This is a genomic window from Bradyrhizobium erythrophlei (assembly GCF_900129425.1).
Taxonomy (GTDB): domain Bacteria; phylum Pseudomonadota; class Alphaproteobacteria; order Rhizobiales; family Xanthobacteraceae; genus Bradyrhizobium; species Bradyrhizobium erythrophlei_C.
Genome location: NZ_LT670817.1, coordinates 7568486 through 7587087 on the forward strand (window position 1 = coordinate 7568486; position 18602 = coordinate 7587087).

At 64.1% G+C, this 18602-nt stretch carries 1 protein-coding gene; it reads right to left on the reverse strand.

Features of this window, described 5'->3' with window-relative positions:
* Position 1: 1 nt before the first annotated feature.
* On the reverse strand, positions 2–18226 hold the full coding sequence (locus B5527_RS36015; protein WP_154072700.1) for a hypothetical protein: 18225 nt from the start codon (positions 18224–18226) through the stop codon (positions 2–4).
* Positions 18227–18602: the final 376 nt, after the last annotated feature.

Below are 18602 nucleotides of genomic sequence, written 5' to 3' on the forward strand. Positions count from 1 at the left end.
CCTACACGAAGTGGAAGTCGGCGGCGTGTAGTTGCGCCTTCACGACCCCTGACAAGGTGATCGCATCGTGGGCATCCAGGGTGACGACTGTGTTTCCGTGGCCGTCATCCTGTATCGCGTTCAGGACCGCCTGCGCGGTTTCAAAAATCGCACCGCCGAACTGAAGCGTATCTGTAGCCGGATGGAAGTTGGCCACGGTGTCCTGGCCGATGCCCGCGAAGTTGAACACAAAGGCATTGCTGCCGCTGCCGCCGGTCAAGGTCTGGTTCGGAACACTTGCGACGATCGTATTGCTGGTCGCCGGACCAGGACCATACGCGACCGCGGCACTCGGCGGCGAGCTGTTGGCAGCCGGCGGATCGAAGACAATCGTGCCGCTCGTCCCGCTCACGCCGTTGATCGGATTTCCGTCGTCTACGAAACTCAGGCTGCCGATATTGCCCGTGAACTGGATATTGGCGGTATTCGTGCCATCGGTGACGGTAAGCACATCATTCGCGGTATTGAACGTTTCGCTGAAACTGAGCGAGTCATGATTGATGTTCGCGAGATCGATCTGGTCCGAGTGTGCCTGCGTTCCGTCGGTTGTGCTGAAGCCTGAGACTACGCCGTGGAAGTTCTGGGCGTTGTCGAGCTTCAGCATTCCGGTTGTGCTGTTGAAGGTCACGGTCTGACCGGATGACGCTCCGGACGCAATCTCCAGGGTCGTGCCGGCATCGATTTTGAACGAACCCGTTCCCGATATCCCGTTCGTCGAACCGATTTTGAGGCTGCCCGATTGCACCTCGATCGTCCCGGTGTTGATGAGGCTCGAAAGTCCGGAGAAGCTCGACGTCCCATTGCTGTCGATCGTCCCGGCATTGGTGAGGCTGCTTGAACCTCCGAATGCGTTGCTCCCGTTAAGGGACCAGTTTGCGCCGATTTCGTTCGTGATCGTCGAACCGCCGGACGTAACTACGTCGCCGGTCAGATCGCCGAAATTATCGACGTTCGCAGTACCCGCGCCCGTGGTCGTCGCATCGATTGCGTCGGTACCTCCGGTGATCGAGCCATGGTTGGTCACGCTGACGTTGCCGCCCTGCCCGAACGCGTCCACGCCATAGCGTGGTCCGTCAATGGTCGCGCCGGACTCGACCGTGATCGTCACGGTGCCGGTGCCGTAGTTGTAGCCGCGAATTCCGTCCGTACCGGCGGCAGCGGTGATCGCGGCGAAATCATCGATGCTCACATTGCCAAGATCGCTGGCATCAGCCGTCGAGTTGAAGTTGTAGCCCGCCAGGATACCGGCTGCTGCCTTTCCGCTGCCGGTCGGAATGTCGCCCGATATGATGGTGCCGTAGGCCACAATGGAGATGACGCCGGGGCCGCCGGGCGGAGCCGTCGCATCCGCATCATTGGCGTAAATGCCGGAGCCACCGGAGTGTATCTCGGTGCCCGCCGCGGTCGTCACGTAGCTGTTGCCGGTGCCGAAATTGTCCACCGATATGCCGTAGCCATAACCATTGGTCGGGCTGGTACCGCCGAGCGCCGTGATCGTTCCCGCGGTGTCATTTACCGTGATGTTGCCGTCGCCATAATTGTAGGCTCGGATGCCATCCCCGGCGGCCGCGTTGATATTGGCAGAGTTGTTGACGAAAACCGTGCCGTAAAGACCGGAAAGGGGATAGGTGGCGGGATTATTTGGGCCGGGTCCGAAATAACCGGCCAAAATACCCGCGGGGGGATTTCCGGAGTTCGTGGCAGTGCTGCCCGAATTTATCGTCCCGGAAGCATTGACGTCGATGACGCTGTTTGCCGAAAGCGCGATCGACGTGTCCTCGTTGACCGCGTTAATGCCGGCGCTGCCGGATGTGATCAGGTCCCCTGACGAGGTCGTGACGTTGATGTTCCCGGTTTCAAGGTTGAGTGCCAGGATTCCATAGCTGACGGTCGAGGTGACCGTTGCATTCGCGTAAACGTTGACCGCTACGTCTGCGGTGCCGTTGCCGGCGTTGCCGGAATCGGCGAAAATACCGTATTTGCCGCCCGACACGCTGGTGTTCGCCAGATCGTTGACCGCGACATTGCCGGTCCCGAATGCATATATTCCGACGCTGCCGATTCCAGTCGCGGAGATGGAGGACGCGGCATTGAAGACGACGAGACCTGCGGCTCCGCCGCTAAGACTGATGCCGTCGTAACCACCCGATACCGAAATGGAAGAGAGGGGATCTGTCTCGACAACGATATGGTCCGACGAATTGCTGTCGGTCGATGAAATCGACAGGCCATTTCCGGAGCTTCCGGAAATGCTGGCACCTTGAAGCTGGAAGAGTTCGCTCGTCGCGGTCGTTGCACTGACCGGCGCGATCGCTCCCGAGATAACGTCCACGGTTGCCGGCAATGCCGCGCCATCGAACTGGATCGAGATCTGCTGCGTAGCCGTACCACCGTGACCGTCATTGACGGTTACATCGTAGACTTCGTCGAAGCTCGGCATCAGGCCGGCATTGTCGAGCAGCAGAAGGTCTGTCGAGTTCAGCGTAAAGCTCCAGTTGACGACGCCCGGAGTTCCGCTGCTCGAATCGCTCAGCAGTGTCGCGGAAAACTCGCCGATCGGCGCATCGAGCGCGCCGAGATTGCTGGCAGCGCTGTCAAACGAACTGCTGACGGTGTGCGTGTTGAACGGGTCCGGATCACTGAACGTAAAGTTATTGCTCGAGATGACCGGAACGTAACCACCCTTGCCGTCCGGTGTGCCGGCCGGTATCTGGATCGCTCCCGGCTGGCTGACGCCCGCAGCGATGACTGGATTGAACGCGTTGAGTTCGGCCGTCGTCACGCCGAGCAGCGTCAGAATGTCGCCGTTGCCGAAATTAACCGTGACGTTGCCGTGGCCATCATCGCTCACGCTCGGCGTAACGCCGGCAAGATTCTTCAGCTGGATCTGATCGGCTTCGGTTGGGTCGTACGAGCCGCTGTTGCCCTGATCGAAGTCGGTGATCGTGACCGCACCGTAGCCGGCGCCGAACACGAACGTGTCGCTGCCGGCGCCGCCGGTCAGGGTGTGCTGGCCGCCGTCGGCGGCGCCGGGATCGAGCAGGTCATTGCCGGCACCGCCATTGAGCGTTTCATTATGGCCGGCGCCGCCAAAGCCGTCGGGTCCGGAGTTGCCGACGAAGCTGAAATTGTAGGACGAAACCAGCGTATTCAACTCGCTGAAATCGCCGGCCGCCGCGTCCTTGACGTCGGCCATCCACGAAGCGGCATCGAACTGGCCGGTGAAGTCCACAATCGGGTTGCCGCCGGCGTCGAATTCGTGGATCGCGGTGATGGTGCCGCCGGTGACGTGGCCGCTGCCGTCATAGCTGAAGTTATATCCGTCAAAGACAAACTCGTTCGACGAGCCGCTGTCGACGATTGTGAATGTCGAACCGCCCGCGCCGGACTGGATAGTGCCCGACCCCATCTCCGTCAACGGATTGGGTTTGGTCTGGAAATCCAGACCGGCTGACGTCAGTACCGTGATCGTGGCGGTCGGCTGGAACAGTACTTCCGTGCCGCCATTATGATCTCCCACAAGCACGAAGTCCGACGCCTGGTAGGTGCCGGCGAGCGTGATGCTTTGAGACCCAAGCGTCAGGACGCCGGAGCCGCTGTCGTAGCTGAGTTGCGGGTGCTGGCCGGGAGCGATTCCGGTAAAATCGATGATGTCGCCGCTGGTAAAACCGGAGACCGTACCGGTGATGGTCGATGACGAATCCAGTGCAAGCGTGTCGCCGGTGCCGGAGAGCGTGATCGCGGTGCCGACGATGGAAGCGTCTTGGAGCGTCAGGGCATCGCCGCTGTCGATCGAGAGCGTGCCGCCGGTGATCGTGGTACCGTCGTCGAGCGTCAGCGTTGCATCGACGACGACGGTTGTGCTTCCGACCTGTATCGTGCCGGAATTGTTGACCTGGACGTCGTCGAGGGTAGCGCCGTGGACGAGGCCGTTGGTACCGGCCTCGATGTGGAGCGTATCGCCGGAGTTGATGGTCAGCGTCCCAATGCCGCCGCCGGACACCGTCGTGCCGTCGTCGAGCGTGAGGATCGCGCCGGAGGCCACGTCGCCGATGTCGAGGGCGCCATTATCGGTGACCGCGACGCCGTCGAGCGTAGCGCCGTAGCCGGGGCCGTTGGGACCGGCCTCGATGTCGAGCGTGTTGGCGGAGTTGATGGTCAGCGTACCCGTGCCGCCGCCGGTCACCGTCGTGCCGTCGTCAAGCGTGAGGATCGCGCCGGAGGTCACGTCCCCGATGTCGAGGGCGCCTTTATCGCTGACCGCGACGCCGTCGAGCGTAGCGCCGTAGACGGGGCCGTTGGGACCGGCCTCGATGTCGAGCACGCCGGAGCTGCCGATCGACAGCGCGCTGCCGGTGATCGTGGTCCCGTCATCGAGCGTCAATGTGCTAGTCGTGGGCGACGAATTGAGGTCGACCTGAATGGTTCCGGAATTGCTGACGCTGACGCCATCCAGCGTGGCGCCGAGGCCGTTGGTCAGACCGGCTTCTATATAGAGCGTGCTGCCGCTGTCGATCGTCAAGGTGCCGTTGGTAATCGTCGTGCCGTCTTCGAGAGTCAGCGACGCCGTGGTCGTGACTTCAAGTATGCTGGTGGTATCGGTGGCGTTGACGGCAACGTCATCCAGTGTGGTGGGATTGGCCGTCTCGACATCGACGGTGCTGTTGCTGTCAATCGACAGCGTTCCGTACTGGACATAGGTCCCGTCCAGATTCACCAGCCCGCCGAGAGCGGCGATGGTGCCGCCGCTGCCGTCGACATCGACCGCGCCAAAGGTGACGACGGCGCCTGTCCCATCGGCCTGGATGGTTCCGGTATTCAAGGTGTTGCCGGTGATGTCGAAGGTCGCATTCTGGACATCGATCAGACCGGCGTTCTGCACTGCTTCATAGACGTCATTGGCGGGGTCTTGAGCGCCAGTGACGTCGAAGGTGTACGAAGGGCCGGAGCCGCCGGAAGCGCCGGAATTGGAGAGGTCGAGCGTGGTGCCCGAGAGAATATGCAGCTGGGTGACGGATTGATCGGTCCCGTTTTCGTTGAGATCGTCGCTGACGGTCGCATTCCCGCCGATATAGACGTAGTCGGTCGAGATCGGAGCACGGCCGAGGCTCCAGTTACTGCCGTTGGGGCTAGTGGGGTCATTCCAGTCGCCGCCATCGCCGCCGCCGGTCCACACTTCCCAGGTCGGCGGCACCAAAACATCGACCGTGGACGTCGCGGTGACGCTGTCGGTGGTGCTGTCGCCACTGTCGCTGACGGTAACGGTGAAGGTCGCCGTCTGCGGATTCCACGACTGGAATGTGATGTGGCTGAGCACATCGACGAAGTCGGCCGTCGTGGCCCCGGCAAGTGCAGTGAAGTCGTATCCGTTGCCATCGGGGGTGACCCTGATGTCGTCCACCACATTGCCCGTGAACGACAGCCCGTTGAACGAGATGCCGCCACCGTCACCGGTGGTCCACGTCACCGTCGCATGGTCGATGCCCGTCCCCGGATCTGAAATCGTCAACGCCGGGAAGACGAAATGCTGGAGATTGTCCGGCGCGAACGAGAGCGTCGCCGGGGAGAAGGCAACCACCGGCTGGGTGCTGCCGCCGGATGGCGGCGCGGCGCCGACGGTGCCGGCCGATGCCGAGGGGTTCTCGGCATTGCCGTGGCTGTCGGTGAACGACGCCGACACGGTGATGGTCTTGCCTTCGTCGGCTTCGGTCGGGGTGTAGGTATTGCCGCTGTCGCCCTGCACCGTCTGGCCGCCGACGGTCCAGGTGTAGGTGATGCCGCTGCCCGCATCCGGATCGTTCACCGCGGCGGTGATCTGCTGACCTTCCACCGCGTTCTGGTTGTTATCCAGGCCGCTCAGCGAAAGCGTCTGATCGGCCGCGCTCTCCTGCACAGTGCCGGCCGATGCCGAGGGGTTCTCGGCATTGCCGTGGCTGTCGGTGAACGACGCCGACACGCTGATGGTCTTGCCTTCGTCGGCTTCGGTCGGGGTGTAGGTATTGCCGCTGTCGCCTTGCACCGTCTGGCCGCCGACGGTCCAGGTGTAGGTGATGCCGCTGCCCGCATCCGGATCGTTCACCGCCGCGGTGATCTGCTGACCTTCCACCGCGTTCTGGTTGTTATCCAGGCCGCTTAGCGAAAGCGTCTGATCGGCCGCGCTCTCCTGCACGGTGCCGGCCGACGCCGAGGGGTTCTCGGCATTGCCGTGGCTGTCGGTGAACGACGCCGACACGCTGATGGTCTTGCCTTCGTCGGCCTCGGTCGGCGTGTAGGTATTGCCGCTGTCGCCTTGCACCGTCTGGCCGCCGACGGTCCAGGTGTAGGTGATGCCGCTGCCCGCATCCGGATCGTTCACCGCCGCGGTGATCTGCTGACCTTCCACCGCGTTCTGGTTGTTATCCAGGCCGCTCAGCGAAAGCGTCTGATCGGCCGCGCTCTCCTGCACGGTGCCGGCCGACGCCGAGGGGTTCTCGGCATTGCCGTGGCTGTCGGTGAACGACGCCGACACGCTGATGGTCTTGCCTTCGTCGGCCTCGGTCGGGGTGTAGGTATTGCCGCTGTCGCCCTGCACCGTCTGGCCGCCGACGGTCCAGGTGTAGGTGATGCCGCTGCCCGCATCCGGATCGTTCACCGCCGCGGTGATCTGCTGACCTTCCACCGCGTTCTGGTTGGCATCCAGGCCGCTCAGCGAAAGCGTCTGATCGGCCGCGCTCTCCTGCACGGTGCCGGCCGACGCCGAGGGGTTCTCGGCATTGCCGTGGCTGTCGGTGAACGACGCCGACACGCTGATGGTCTTGCCTTCGTCGGCTTCGGTCGGCGTGTAGGTATTGCCGCTGTCGCCCTGCACCGTCTGGCCGCCGACGGTCCAGGTGTAGGTGATGCCGCTGCCCGCATCCGGATCGTTCACCGCCGCGGTGATCTGCTGACCTTCCACCGCGTTGTGGTTGGTATCCAGTCCGCTCAGCGAAAGCGTCTGATCCGCGGCGCTCTCCTGCACGGTGCCGGCCGACGCCGAGGGCGTCTCGGCATTGCCGTGGCTGTCGGTGAACGACGCCGACACGCTGATGGTCTTGCCTTCGTCGGCTTCGGTCGGCGTGTAGGTATTGCCGCTGTCGCCCTGCACCGTCTGGCCGCCGACGGTCCAGGTGTAGGTGATGCCGCTGCCCGCATCCGGATCGTTCACCGCCGCGGTGATCTGCTGACCTTCCACCGCGTTGTGGTTGGTATCCAGTCCGCTCAGCGAAAGCGTCTGATCCGCGGCGCTCTCCTGCACGGTGCCGGCCGACGCCGAACCGGTCTTGAAATCGCCGTTGGTCTCCTGGAACGACACGGACACGCTGATCGCCTGGCCTTCATCCGCCTCGGTCGGGGTGTAGGTATTGCCGGTGGCGCCCTGCACCGCGTGGCCGCCGACCGTCCAGGTGTAGGTGATGTCGCTCCCGGCGTTCGGATCGTCGAAGGTCGCGACCAGTTGTGTGCCTTCGACCGCGTCGTTGTTGCCGTCGAGGCCGGTCAGCGTCACGGTCGGGTTGACCGACACATGTTCGCTCGCCGTCCCGGTCGTGCTGATGTCGCCGTTGCCGTCCTGTTCGGTCGCCGTCGCGGTCAGGGTGAAGTTGGCGTCGTTGGTCGTCGCCACCGTCAGGCTCGACAGCGCCCAGCCCTTGACGTCGATCGGGGTGCTGCCGTCGCTGATGACGCTGTTGGTGCCATCGCTCAGGGTCGCGCCGTCAGGCACGCCGCTGATCGTCAGGCTGTGCAGGGCATTGGCGTCGCCGGTCTGGCTCGCGATCGTGACCGCGAGATCATTGCCGAGCGCGATCGGCGCGTTCTCGACCCCGGACGCCGTCGCCGTCCAGGTCACCGCCGGCGCGGCCGGATGCACCGTCACGACTTCGCTCGCCGTCCCGCTCGTGCTGATGTCGCCGTTGCCGTCCTGCTCGGTCGCCGTCGCCGTCAGGGTGAAGTTGCCGTCCGGAACCGCAGCATGGCTGGTGTCGACCGTCAGGCTCGACAGGTTCCAGCCCTTGACGTCGATCGGGGTGCTGCCGTCGCTGGCGATGGTATGGGCAATGGTGCCGTCGCTCAGGATAGCGCCATCAGGCACGCCGCTGATGGTCAAGGTGTTCAGCGCGTTGTTGTCGCCGGCCTGGCTCGCGATCGCGACCGCGAGATCATTGCCGAGCACGATCGGCGCGTTCTCGACCCCGGAGGCCGTCGCCGTCCACGTCACCGTCGGCGCGGCTGGGTCGACCGTCACGACTTCGCTCGCCGTCCCGGTCGTGCTGATGTCGCCGTTGCCGTCCTGCTCGGTCGCCGTCGCCGTCAGGGTGAAGTTGCCGTCCGGCACTGTCGCATGGCTGGTGTCGACCGTCAGGCTCGACAGCGTCCAGCCCTTGACGTCGATCGGGGTGCTGCCGTCGCTGGTGATGGTATGGGCAAGGGTGCCGTCGCTCAGGATAGCGCCATCGGGCACGCCGCTGATGGTCAGGGTGTTCAGCGTGTTGTTGTCGCCCGCCTGGCTCGCGATCGCGATCGCGAGATCATTGCCGAGTACGATCGGCGCATTCTCGACCCCGGAGGCCGTCGCCGTCCACGTCACCGTCGGCACGGCCGGGTCGACCGTCACGACTTCGCTCGCCGTCCCGGTCGTGCTGATGTCGCCGTTGCCGTCCTGCTCGGTCGCCGTCGCCGTCAGGGTGAAGTTGCCGTCCGGCACTGTCGCATGGCTGGTGTCGACCGTCAGGCTCGACAGCGTCCAGCCCTTGACGTCGATCGGGGTGCTGCCGTCGCTGGTGATGGTATGGGCAATGGTGCCGTCGCTCAGGATCGCGCCATCCGGCACGCCGCTGATGGTCAGGGTGTTCAGCGTGTTGTTGTCGCCCGCCTGGCTCGCGATCGCGACCGCGAGGTCGTTGCCGAGCACGATCGGCGCGGTCTCGACCCCGGAGGCCGTCGCCGTCCACGTCACCGTCGGCGCGGCCGGGTCGACCGTCACGACTTCGCTCGCCGTCCCCGTCGTGCTGATATCGCCGTTGCCGTCCTTCTCGGTCGCGGTCGCCGTCAGGGCGAAGTTCGCGTCGTTGGTCGGCGCCACCGTCAGGCTCGACAGCGTCCAGCCCTTGACGTCGATCGGGGTGCTGCCGTCGCTGATGACGCTGTTGCCGTGACCATCGCTCAGGGTAGCGCCATCGGGCACGCCGCTGATGGTCAAGCTGTTCAGGGTGTTGTTGTCGCCGGTCTGGTTCGCGATCGCGACCGCAAGATCATTGCCGAGTACGATCGGCGCATTCTCGACCCCGGACGCCGTCGCCGTCCACGTCACCGTCGGCGCCGCTGGGTCAACCGTCACGACTTCGCTCGCCGTCCCCGTCGTGCTGATATCGCCGTTGCCGTCCTTCTCGGTCGCAGTCGCGGTCAGGGTGAAGTTCGCGTCGTTGGTCGGCGCCACCGTCAGGCTCGACAGTGTCCAGCCCTTGACGTCGATCGGGGTGCTGCCGTCGCTGATGACGCTGTTGCCGTGACCATCGCTCAGGATCGCGCCATCCGGCACGCCGCTGATGGTCAGGGTGTTCAGCGCGTTGTTGTCGCCGGTCTGGCTCGCGATCGCGACCGCAAGGTCGTTACCGAGCACGATCGGCGCGGTCTCGACCCCGGACGCCGTCGCCGTCCACGTCACCGTCGGTGCCGCAGGGTCGACCGTCACGACTTCGCTCGCCGTCCCGGTCGTGCTGATATCGCCGTTGCCGTCCTTCTCGGTCGCCGTCGCCGTCAGGGTAAAGTTGCCGTCCGGAACCGCGGCATGGCTGGTGTCGACCGTCAAACTGGACAGCGTCCAGCCCTTGACGTTGATCGGAGTGCTGCCGTCGCTGATGACGCTGTTGCCGTGACCATCGCTCAGCGTCGCGCCATCAGGCACCCCGCTGATTGTCAGGGTGTTCAGGGTGTTGTTGTCGCCGGTCTGGCTCGCGATCGCGACCGCAAGATCGTTGCCCAGCGTGATCTGGGTCTCGATCCCCGATCCGTTCGCGGACCACGTCACCGCGGGCGCCGTCGGCTTCACCGTTACACTCTCGCTCTCCGGCAAGGTGTAGTCATAACCGTTGCCGTCGACGGCGGTCACCATCGCCGACAGCGTGAAGTTCGCGTCGTTGGTCGGCGTGACCGTAAGGCTCGACAGCGTCCAGCCCTTGACGTCGATCGGGGTGCTGCCATCGCTGACGACGCTGTTGCTGCCGTCGCTAAGGATGGCGCCGTCCGGAATTCCGCTGATCACGAACTTGGACAGGGTTGCGCCGGTGACCGAATCCGAGAAGTCAAGCTGGATCGCCTGGGTCTCGACGCCCGTGGCCACAGCCGGTGACCCGACGGCGAGCACCTGCGGCAGCAGCTTGAGGTCGGTCCCGCCTGACGGGTCGCTCTTGAAGGCAAAAGTGTCGCCGGCGGGCACGCCCGAGATCTGGAACGACGTCGGCTGACCGTTCACGATCAGCGTCGGGCCCTCGAAATACGCGCTCGTGACCGCCGTATTCGTCAGGTAGATGACGTCGCCGGTCGCAAGGCCGCTGACGGTGCCGGTAAAATTCGAGGAAGCTTCGAGCTGCAGCGTGCCGAGGCCGTTGAACGTGACCGCCTGCGCGTCGGCGCCGCCGAGATCCAGCGTTCCGCCACCGCCGATCGTGGCCGTTCCCGCGCCGCTGATGTCACCATCGACGACGAGCGTGCCGCCGTTGGCTTCCAGCGTGCCGGCGTTGTTTACGGCGTCATGGATCTTGAGCGTCCCGCCGGTCGCCTCGATCGTCGCGTAATTGTTGACGGTCGTCCCGGTTCCGATGCTGCTGTCGCCGGTCGCATCGATCGTGCCGTGGTCGGCGATCGTGCCGCCGGTGATGGCCGTGCCGTCCAGGAGCGTCAGCGTCGTGCCGGCGTCGACCTGCACCGTGCCGGAGTTGCCGACAGTGACATGATCCAGCGTCGCGCCGGTGCCGGCGGTGCCGTAGGCGATATCGAGCACGCCAAGGCTGCTGCCGATCGACAACGTACCGCCGCTGACGCTGGCGCCGTTCTGCAGCGTCAGGGTGTCGCCGCCATCGACCGACAGCGCCGCCCCGGTCGCGGTATCGGTGAATGCGGTCCCGTTTACCGTGGTGCCGTCCAGGGTCAGCGTCTGGCCGCTGTCGACCGTAACGCCGCCATGGCTCAGGTTCGCGCCATTGATGGCGCTCGAATTGGTGACCTCGATGGTGCCGTTGTCCGTCACCGTCCCGCCGGTGACGGTCGAGGTGTTCAGCGTCAGCAGCTTGCCGGTGTCGACCAGCAGAACACCGTTGGCGCCGATGTTCAGGAGGCCGCCATTGATCCCGCTCTCGCCGGTGATTTCGATCGTGCCGTTGTTCGTGATCGTGCCGCCATGGGTGCCGGTATGGATAAGCTTCAGAGTCGCGTTGGCTTCAACCTTCAGGTTTGCCGACCCGCTGAACACTTCATCGCTGCTCAGCGTGGTGGTGCCGGTGATGTCGACCAGGCCGCTATTCTGGCCGCTCGGGCCCGCGATCCTGATCGCACCGCTTGCGTCGGTAACCTGGAAGGTGGGAGACACGCCCGCGGTATTGATCGTCACCGTCCGGAATGCCGTATCGCCGGACCCGTCGTCGATCGTCATCGCCAGCGTATTCGAGGTGCCGACCGGGCTATAGGTCAACCCGCTAGCGAGCGCGGCGTTGACGGCCGAGAGCGTTCCCGTGACCTCGATCGTGCCGTTGGTTCCGTTCTGCCCGCCGACCACCGTGAGACCGGAGCCGGACAGCGCGGCAAGCGAGCCGCTGCTTGCCGTGATGGTCAACGTCACCTGGGGATTACCGGTTTTGAGATTTCCGATCGAAACGCCGCTGAGAAGGACGCTGCCGGGAGCGGCCTGGGCCACCTTGCCCTGGCCGATCGCAAACTGACCGCCGGTGATGGTATCCGTCCCGGCCAGGGTCAGCGTCGTGTTGGTCTCCACCTTGATGGTGCCGGGATCAGCAATCGTCGTCCCGGTCACCGTGACGTTGTCCAGCGTCAGGATCTTGCCGCTCTCGACTGTCACACCACCATTGTTCAGGCTGGCGCCGCTGATCTTGCTCGAGCCGGTGACGTCGATGCTGCCGAAAGTCTTGGGTGTGCCGGTGCCGCCGGTCGTGCCGTCATTGATGGTGCCGCCGTTGATGATGGCGCCTGACAGCGTCAGCGTGGTGCCGTCGTCGATCTGAATGATGCTGGTGGCGGCATCAACGTCGTTGAACGTGGTGCCCGTCACCGTGTCATTGTCCAGCGTCAATGTCACGTTGCTCTCGACCGTCACGCCGCCATGATTCAGGCTGGCGTTACCGTTGATCGTGCTCGCGCCGCTGACGTCGATGCTCCCGGCGAGGACCGTGATGCCGTCGGTACCAAGGCTGTAATCGTTGATCGTGCCGCCGGTGATGCTGGCGGTGTTCAGCGTCAGCGTGGCGGTGCCGTCGACGGTAATGGTGCCGCCGTTGGTGACGCCGGTGCCCTGGTCGAGCAGCAGCGCGCTGTTGGCCATCACCTCCAGCACGTTGTTGGCGGTGACGGTCTCGCCGTGCAGCGCGTTGCCGCTGCCGGTGACGTCGATGGTGCCGGCATTGCCGAGCGAGCCGGTCTGGATCACCCCGGTGCCGGTCAGGTCGATGGTGCCGCCGCTCTGGTTGGTGACGGTGCCCCCGGTGACGGTGGCCGCATTCAGCGTCAGCGTGCCGCCGCTGTCGATCTGGGTGGCGGTATTGGCGACCGTCGACGTCTGGTCGATGGTCAGCCCGCCGCCGGACATCACCTCGAGCATGTTGTTGGCGGTGACGGTCTCGCCGTGTAGCGCGTTGCCGCTGCCGGTGACATCAATCGTGCCGGCGTTGCCGAGCGAGCCGCCCTTCACGATGCCGCCACCGGTCAGGTCGATGGTGCCGCCCGCCTTGTTGGTGACGGTGCCGCCGGAGATGGTCGCGGTGTTCAGCGAAAGCGTGCCGGTGTTGTCGACGGTAACGGTGCCGCCGTTGGTGACGCCGGTGCCCTGGTCGAGCAGCAGCGCGCCGCCGGACATCACTTCCAGCAGCGAATTGGCGGTGACGGTCTCGCCGTGCAGCGCGTTGCCGCTGCCGGTGACGTCGATGGTGCCGGCGTTGCCGAGCGAGCCGGTCTGGATCACCCCGGTGCCGGTCAGGTCGATGGTACCGCCGGCCTTGTTGGTGACGGTGCCGTCGGTGACGGTGGCCGCATTCAGCGTCAGCGTGCCGCCGCTGTCGACCTGGGTGGCGGTATTGGCGACCGTCGAAGTCTGGTCGATGGCCAGCCCGCCGCCGGACATCACTTCCAGCATGGTGTTGGCGGTGACGGTCTCGGTATCCAGCGCGTTGCCGGTGCCGGTGACGTCGATGGTACCGGCATTGCCGAGCGAGCCGCCCTTCACGATGCCGCCACCGGTCAGGTCGATGGTGCCGCCGCTCTGGTTGGTGACGGTGCCGCCGGTGACGGTGGCCGCGTTCAGCGTCAGCGTGCCGCCACTGTCGACCTGGGTGGCGGTATTGGCGACCGTCGAAGTCTGGTCGATGGTCAGCGCGCCGCCGGACTTCACTTCCAGCAGCGAATTGGCGGTGACGGTCTCGCCGTGCAGCGCGTTGCCGCTGCCGGTGACGTCGATGGTGCCGGCATTGCCGAGTGAGCCGGTCTGGATCACCCCGGTGCCGGTCAGGTCGATGGTGCCGCCGGCCTGGTTGGTGACGGTGCCCCCGGTGACGGTGGCCGCATTCAGCGTCAGCGTGCCGCCGCTGTCGACCTGGGTGGCGGTATTGGCGACCGTCGACGTCTGGTCGATGGTCAGCCCGCCGCCGGACATCACTTCCAGCAGCGAATTGGCGGTGACGGTCTCGCCGTGCAGCGCGTTGCCGCTGCCGGTGACATTGATCTGGCCGGAATTGCCCAGCGAACCGTTCTTCAGCACCGCCGTCCCGGTGAGGTCGAGCGTGCCGCTGTCGGTGACGGTGCCGCCGGTGACGGTGGCCGCGTTCAGCGTCAGCGTGCCGCCGCCGTCGATCTGGGTGGCGGTATTGGCGACACTCGAAGTCTGGTCGATGGTCAGCGCGCCGCCGGACATCACTTCCAGCAGCGCGTTGGCGGTGACGGTCTCGCCGAAAAGCTCGTTGCCGATGCCGCTGACATTGATGGTGCCGGCATTGCCGAGCGAGCCGGTCTGGATCACCCCGGTGCCGGTCAGGTCGATGGTGCCGCCGGCCTTGTTGGTGACGGTGCCGCCGGTGACGGTGGCCGCATTCAGCGTCAGCGTGCCGCCACTGTCGATCTGGGTGGCGGTATTGGCGACCGTCGAAGTCTGGTCGATGGTCAGCGCGCCGCCGGACATCACTTCCAGCAGCGAATTGGCGGTGACGGTCTCGCCGTGCAGCGCGTTGCCGCTGCCGGTGACATTGATGGTGCCGGCGTTGCCGAGCGAGCCGGTCTGGATCACCCCGGCGCCGATCAGGTCGATGGTGCCGCCGCTCTGATTGGTCACGGTGCCCCCGGTGATGGTGGCCGCATTCAGCGTCAGCGTGCCGCCGCTGTCGATCTGGGTGGCGGTATTGGCGACCGTCGACGTCTGGTCGATGGTCAGCCCGCCGCCGGACATCACCTCCAGCAGGGCGTTGGCGGTGACGGTCTCGCCGTGCAGCGCGTTGCCGCTGCCGGTGGCCTTCATCTGGCCGGAGTTGCCGAGGTGGCCGCCGTTCAGGACGCCCGACCCGGTCAGGTCGATCTCGCCGCCGCTGTCGACCGTCACCGTGCCGTTGTTGATCGTCGCACTGTTGAGCGTCAGCGCGCCGTCCACCGTGGTCTGGGTGTTGGCGACCGTCGAGCCCTGGTCGATCAGCAGCGCGCCGCCGGAAAGCACCTCGAGCGCATGGTTGGCGGTGACGGTCTCGCCGTAAAGCTCGTTGCCGATGCCGCTGACATTGATCTGGCCGGAATTGCCCAGCGAACCGTTCTTCAGCACCGCCGTCCCGGTGAGGTCGACGATGCCGCCACTCTTGTTGGTGACGGTGCCGCCGGTGATGCCGGCGTCGTTTACCGTCAGCGTGGCGGTGGCATCAACCGTGATGGTGCCGGTGTTGGCGACCGTCGAGCCCTGGTCGATCAGCAGCGCGCCGCCGGAAAGCACCTCGAGCGCATGGTTGGCGGTGACGGTCTCGCCATAAAGCTCGTTGCCGATGCCGCTGACATTGATCTGGCCGGAATTGCCCAGCGAGCCGTTCTTCAGCACCGCCGTCCCAGTGAGGTCGAGCGTGCCGCTGTCGGTGACGGTGCCGCCGCTGATGCCGGCGTCGTTTACCGTCAGCGTGGCGGTGGCATCAACCGTGATGGCGCCAGTGTTGGCGACCGTCGAGCCCTGGTCGATCAGCAGCGCGCCGCCGGAAAGCACCTCGAGCGCATGGTTGGCGGTGACGGTCTCGCCGTAAAGCTCGTTGCCGATGCCGCTGACATTGATCTGGCCGGAATTGCCCAGCGAACCGTTCTTCAGCACCGCGGTGCCGGTGAGGTCGACGATGCCGCCACTCTTGTTGGTGACGATGCCGCCGGTGATGGTGGCGCCGTTCAGCGCCATCGTCGCGTTTGCATCAACGGCAATCTGGCCGGAATTGGCGACACCGACCAGAACATTGAGCGTGCCGCCGGCTACTTCGATGGTTCCTGAACCAAAATTCGTGATCGTACTGTTATCTTTGAAGTCGCCGCCATCCTGGAGTGTGATCTGGCCGTAGTTCTGCAGCGAGCTTTGATCCAGAACTTCCATTTGGCCGGCAACGCTGATGGTTCCGGAATTATTGACAATGGAATCGGCGCTGAGACTGACTCCGCCCGCGCCAACGGTCAGCGTGCTGTTGTTGATCAACTTCGGAGAATTGGTGAACAGGGTTCCGTAATCATTCATCGTCAGCGACTTGGCGGCTGCCGCGGCATTGATCGTGACCGGATAATACGGCGTCAGCGTTTGCAGCTGATCGGTAATGATGATCGCATCGTCGGTTGCCGTCGGAACGGTTCCGGTTTCCCAGTTGGCCGTGTCGTTCCAGTCCCCGGTCGAGCCGGTTTGCGTGGTGGCGATCCAGACCACAGCCGCAGCGTCGGTGCCGGTAATCGTGACTGTGATGGTCTGAGTTGATGTGGCCTGCTGCGAATCCGTCAACGTCACCGTGTAGGTGAGCGTCAGCACCTCGCCGGTGGGGATGAAATCCGCGAGGTAGACGGGCAGGTCGGCAAGCGCCCAGTCGATCGTCCCGCTGCCCGTCAACGTACTGTCGTTCGCAACCACCGCGGAGAGGGCTTTTTCGAATGCCGCCATGGGCGCGGGGGCCAGCGCATCAAGTGCCGCCATATCAAGCGTCGCTGCACCGGGTCCGGACATTGACGCGTCCGTCAGCTGCACGGCAACCGTATGGGTGTCGGTCAGATCGACATCGGTAAACGAAAGCGTTCCCGTGGTCGGTGCATTTCCGATCGTCGGCAGGTTTCCGCCGGGGGTGAATTTGCCTCCAGAATACGCCACGCTTTCCGGCCCGGCGGTGATGACCGGGACGTCATTGGTGCCGGTAATCGTGATCGTGAACGACGTGACGCTCGCCTCGTCGTTGGGCGCGTAATTGTTGTCGACCCGCCCCTGATAGGTCAGCGTCAGCGTCTCGCCGGCGGCGAGGAAGTCGAACGCACCGTCCGCGACGCTGTAGGTCCAGGCCACCGAACCGTTATTGTTGTTGCCGGGGTCGGGAACCAGGGAGAGCTTGACTTCGACCGCCGCGATGTCCGCCAGTTGCTGCGCGTTCAGCGTCGCGGTGACGTCGATGTGCTGGGCGTTCTGGTAGCTGAACGAATCGAACGACGTCTTCACCGACGGCGCATCGCCGGGATTGATGTCGACAAAGTTGATGATGCCGGTCACGGTATCGAGCACGGAACTGCCGGTAAGGAGGGCATGTTCGGTGAACCCGTTGCCGAAGGCATGAATCGCCGGCGGCAGGTCAACGTGCTGATTAGGGGATCCTGTGCCGGTCGGAGTCGACGGAGGCGGCGAGTTGTTGGGCTGGATCGGATTCAAAAAAAACGGAGCCGCGACCGTTCCATCCGGCAGTCTGATGAGCCCGAAAGACTGAGGCGTGACCGTATCGGTCGAGAGTCCGGCCGTTTTGGTGTTGGTGTTGGTGTTATCCGTGAACTTCAGGGCGAACACGTCGGTGATGAGCTTTTGGATGTCGGGCGACATCAGCGCGTTCCCGACACTCACATCGCCGTTGTGGATCGACACGAACTGTCCGGCCTTGTCGACCGTCACCAGCGGCGTAAGCGTGCCCTTTTCGAACAGGATGTAGGAACCGGTATGGCCGTCCGGTTCGACCAGAACCTGGAATTTGGCGTCGGGCGTGCCGCCCTGGCCCGGCACGTCGAAGTCGATCTCCACCAGCACCGCGGTGCCGCGGATACCCATGGTGGCGACCGGGGTGTCGATCTTCATGTCGCCGTGCTTTGCGGTCTCGCCGGCGACGAATGAGATGGTGCCCGCCACCAGGCTGAGCAGCGACGAATTGTTCGACCCGTTGGGGTCGTAGACCATTTCGTTCAGCACCATCCTCGCATTCGACGACAAGCCGAACACGGTGCCGTCGATGAAGGTAATGCCGAGCGTCGAACCGGATCCGGACTGGACCACGTCGCCTTTTTCGACGTTGTCGCCCTGGTTGAGAATGATCGAGACGCCGTTACGAACCGCAGTCGCGGTGCCCGCGAGCTTGGTCACATGGCCGATGACCTTGCCGGCGCTCGCGCTGCCGTCGGCCTGGCTGTACTCGACGTGGCCCGTCAGCGCGTTGACGAGATCGCCGGTGAGGTGGGCGCCGTCGGGTGACGCCAGCGGAGCGCGCTTCTCGCCCTTGAAGTAATCGTGCAGGACCAGTTCGCGGTCGTCGTTGGAAAGAATCAGGTCGACGCCGGACCGCTTGAAATCCCCGGTAAAGAGCAAATGCGCGTCCGGGACGACAATGGCGTCCGAAGGAGCGTGGGGATGGGAAACCGTCTCGACATGGGCCTGCGCGTGGGAATGCGCATCCAAACCGTCAGCAGCAAGCTCGCCGCCAAAATTACCTTCGAATTTCAAATGACCACCGCAAATGGTTAATATTGAAATAATTTTAGAAGTCTAAACGTCCATACCATTGCAAGATGCATTGCGAAACCATCTCCTGCTTGCAGAACTGCGATCGGCCAAGGCCGCCACGAACGACTCTTCTGTACAATCCTTCAAAAATCCAAGTAGTATATAACTACTACCCAAGTATACCTCGGCCATTGGCAGGTTTCGTCGGATCCTTTCGTGTAAATCCGAGTATAAAAATCAAGCAGATGTACTTGTTCGACCTTTACCTGCATTTCCTTGCAGGATACTGCGCCGATTTCGGCGCCAATACTGTGATCTAAATAACAAAGCGGACGATTCCGGCGAATTAGCCATACCGAGCGGAAGTCGCCGCGAC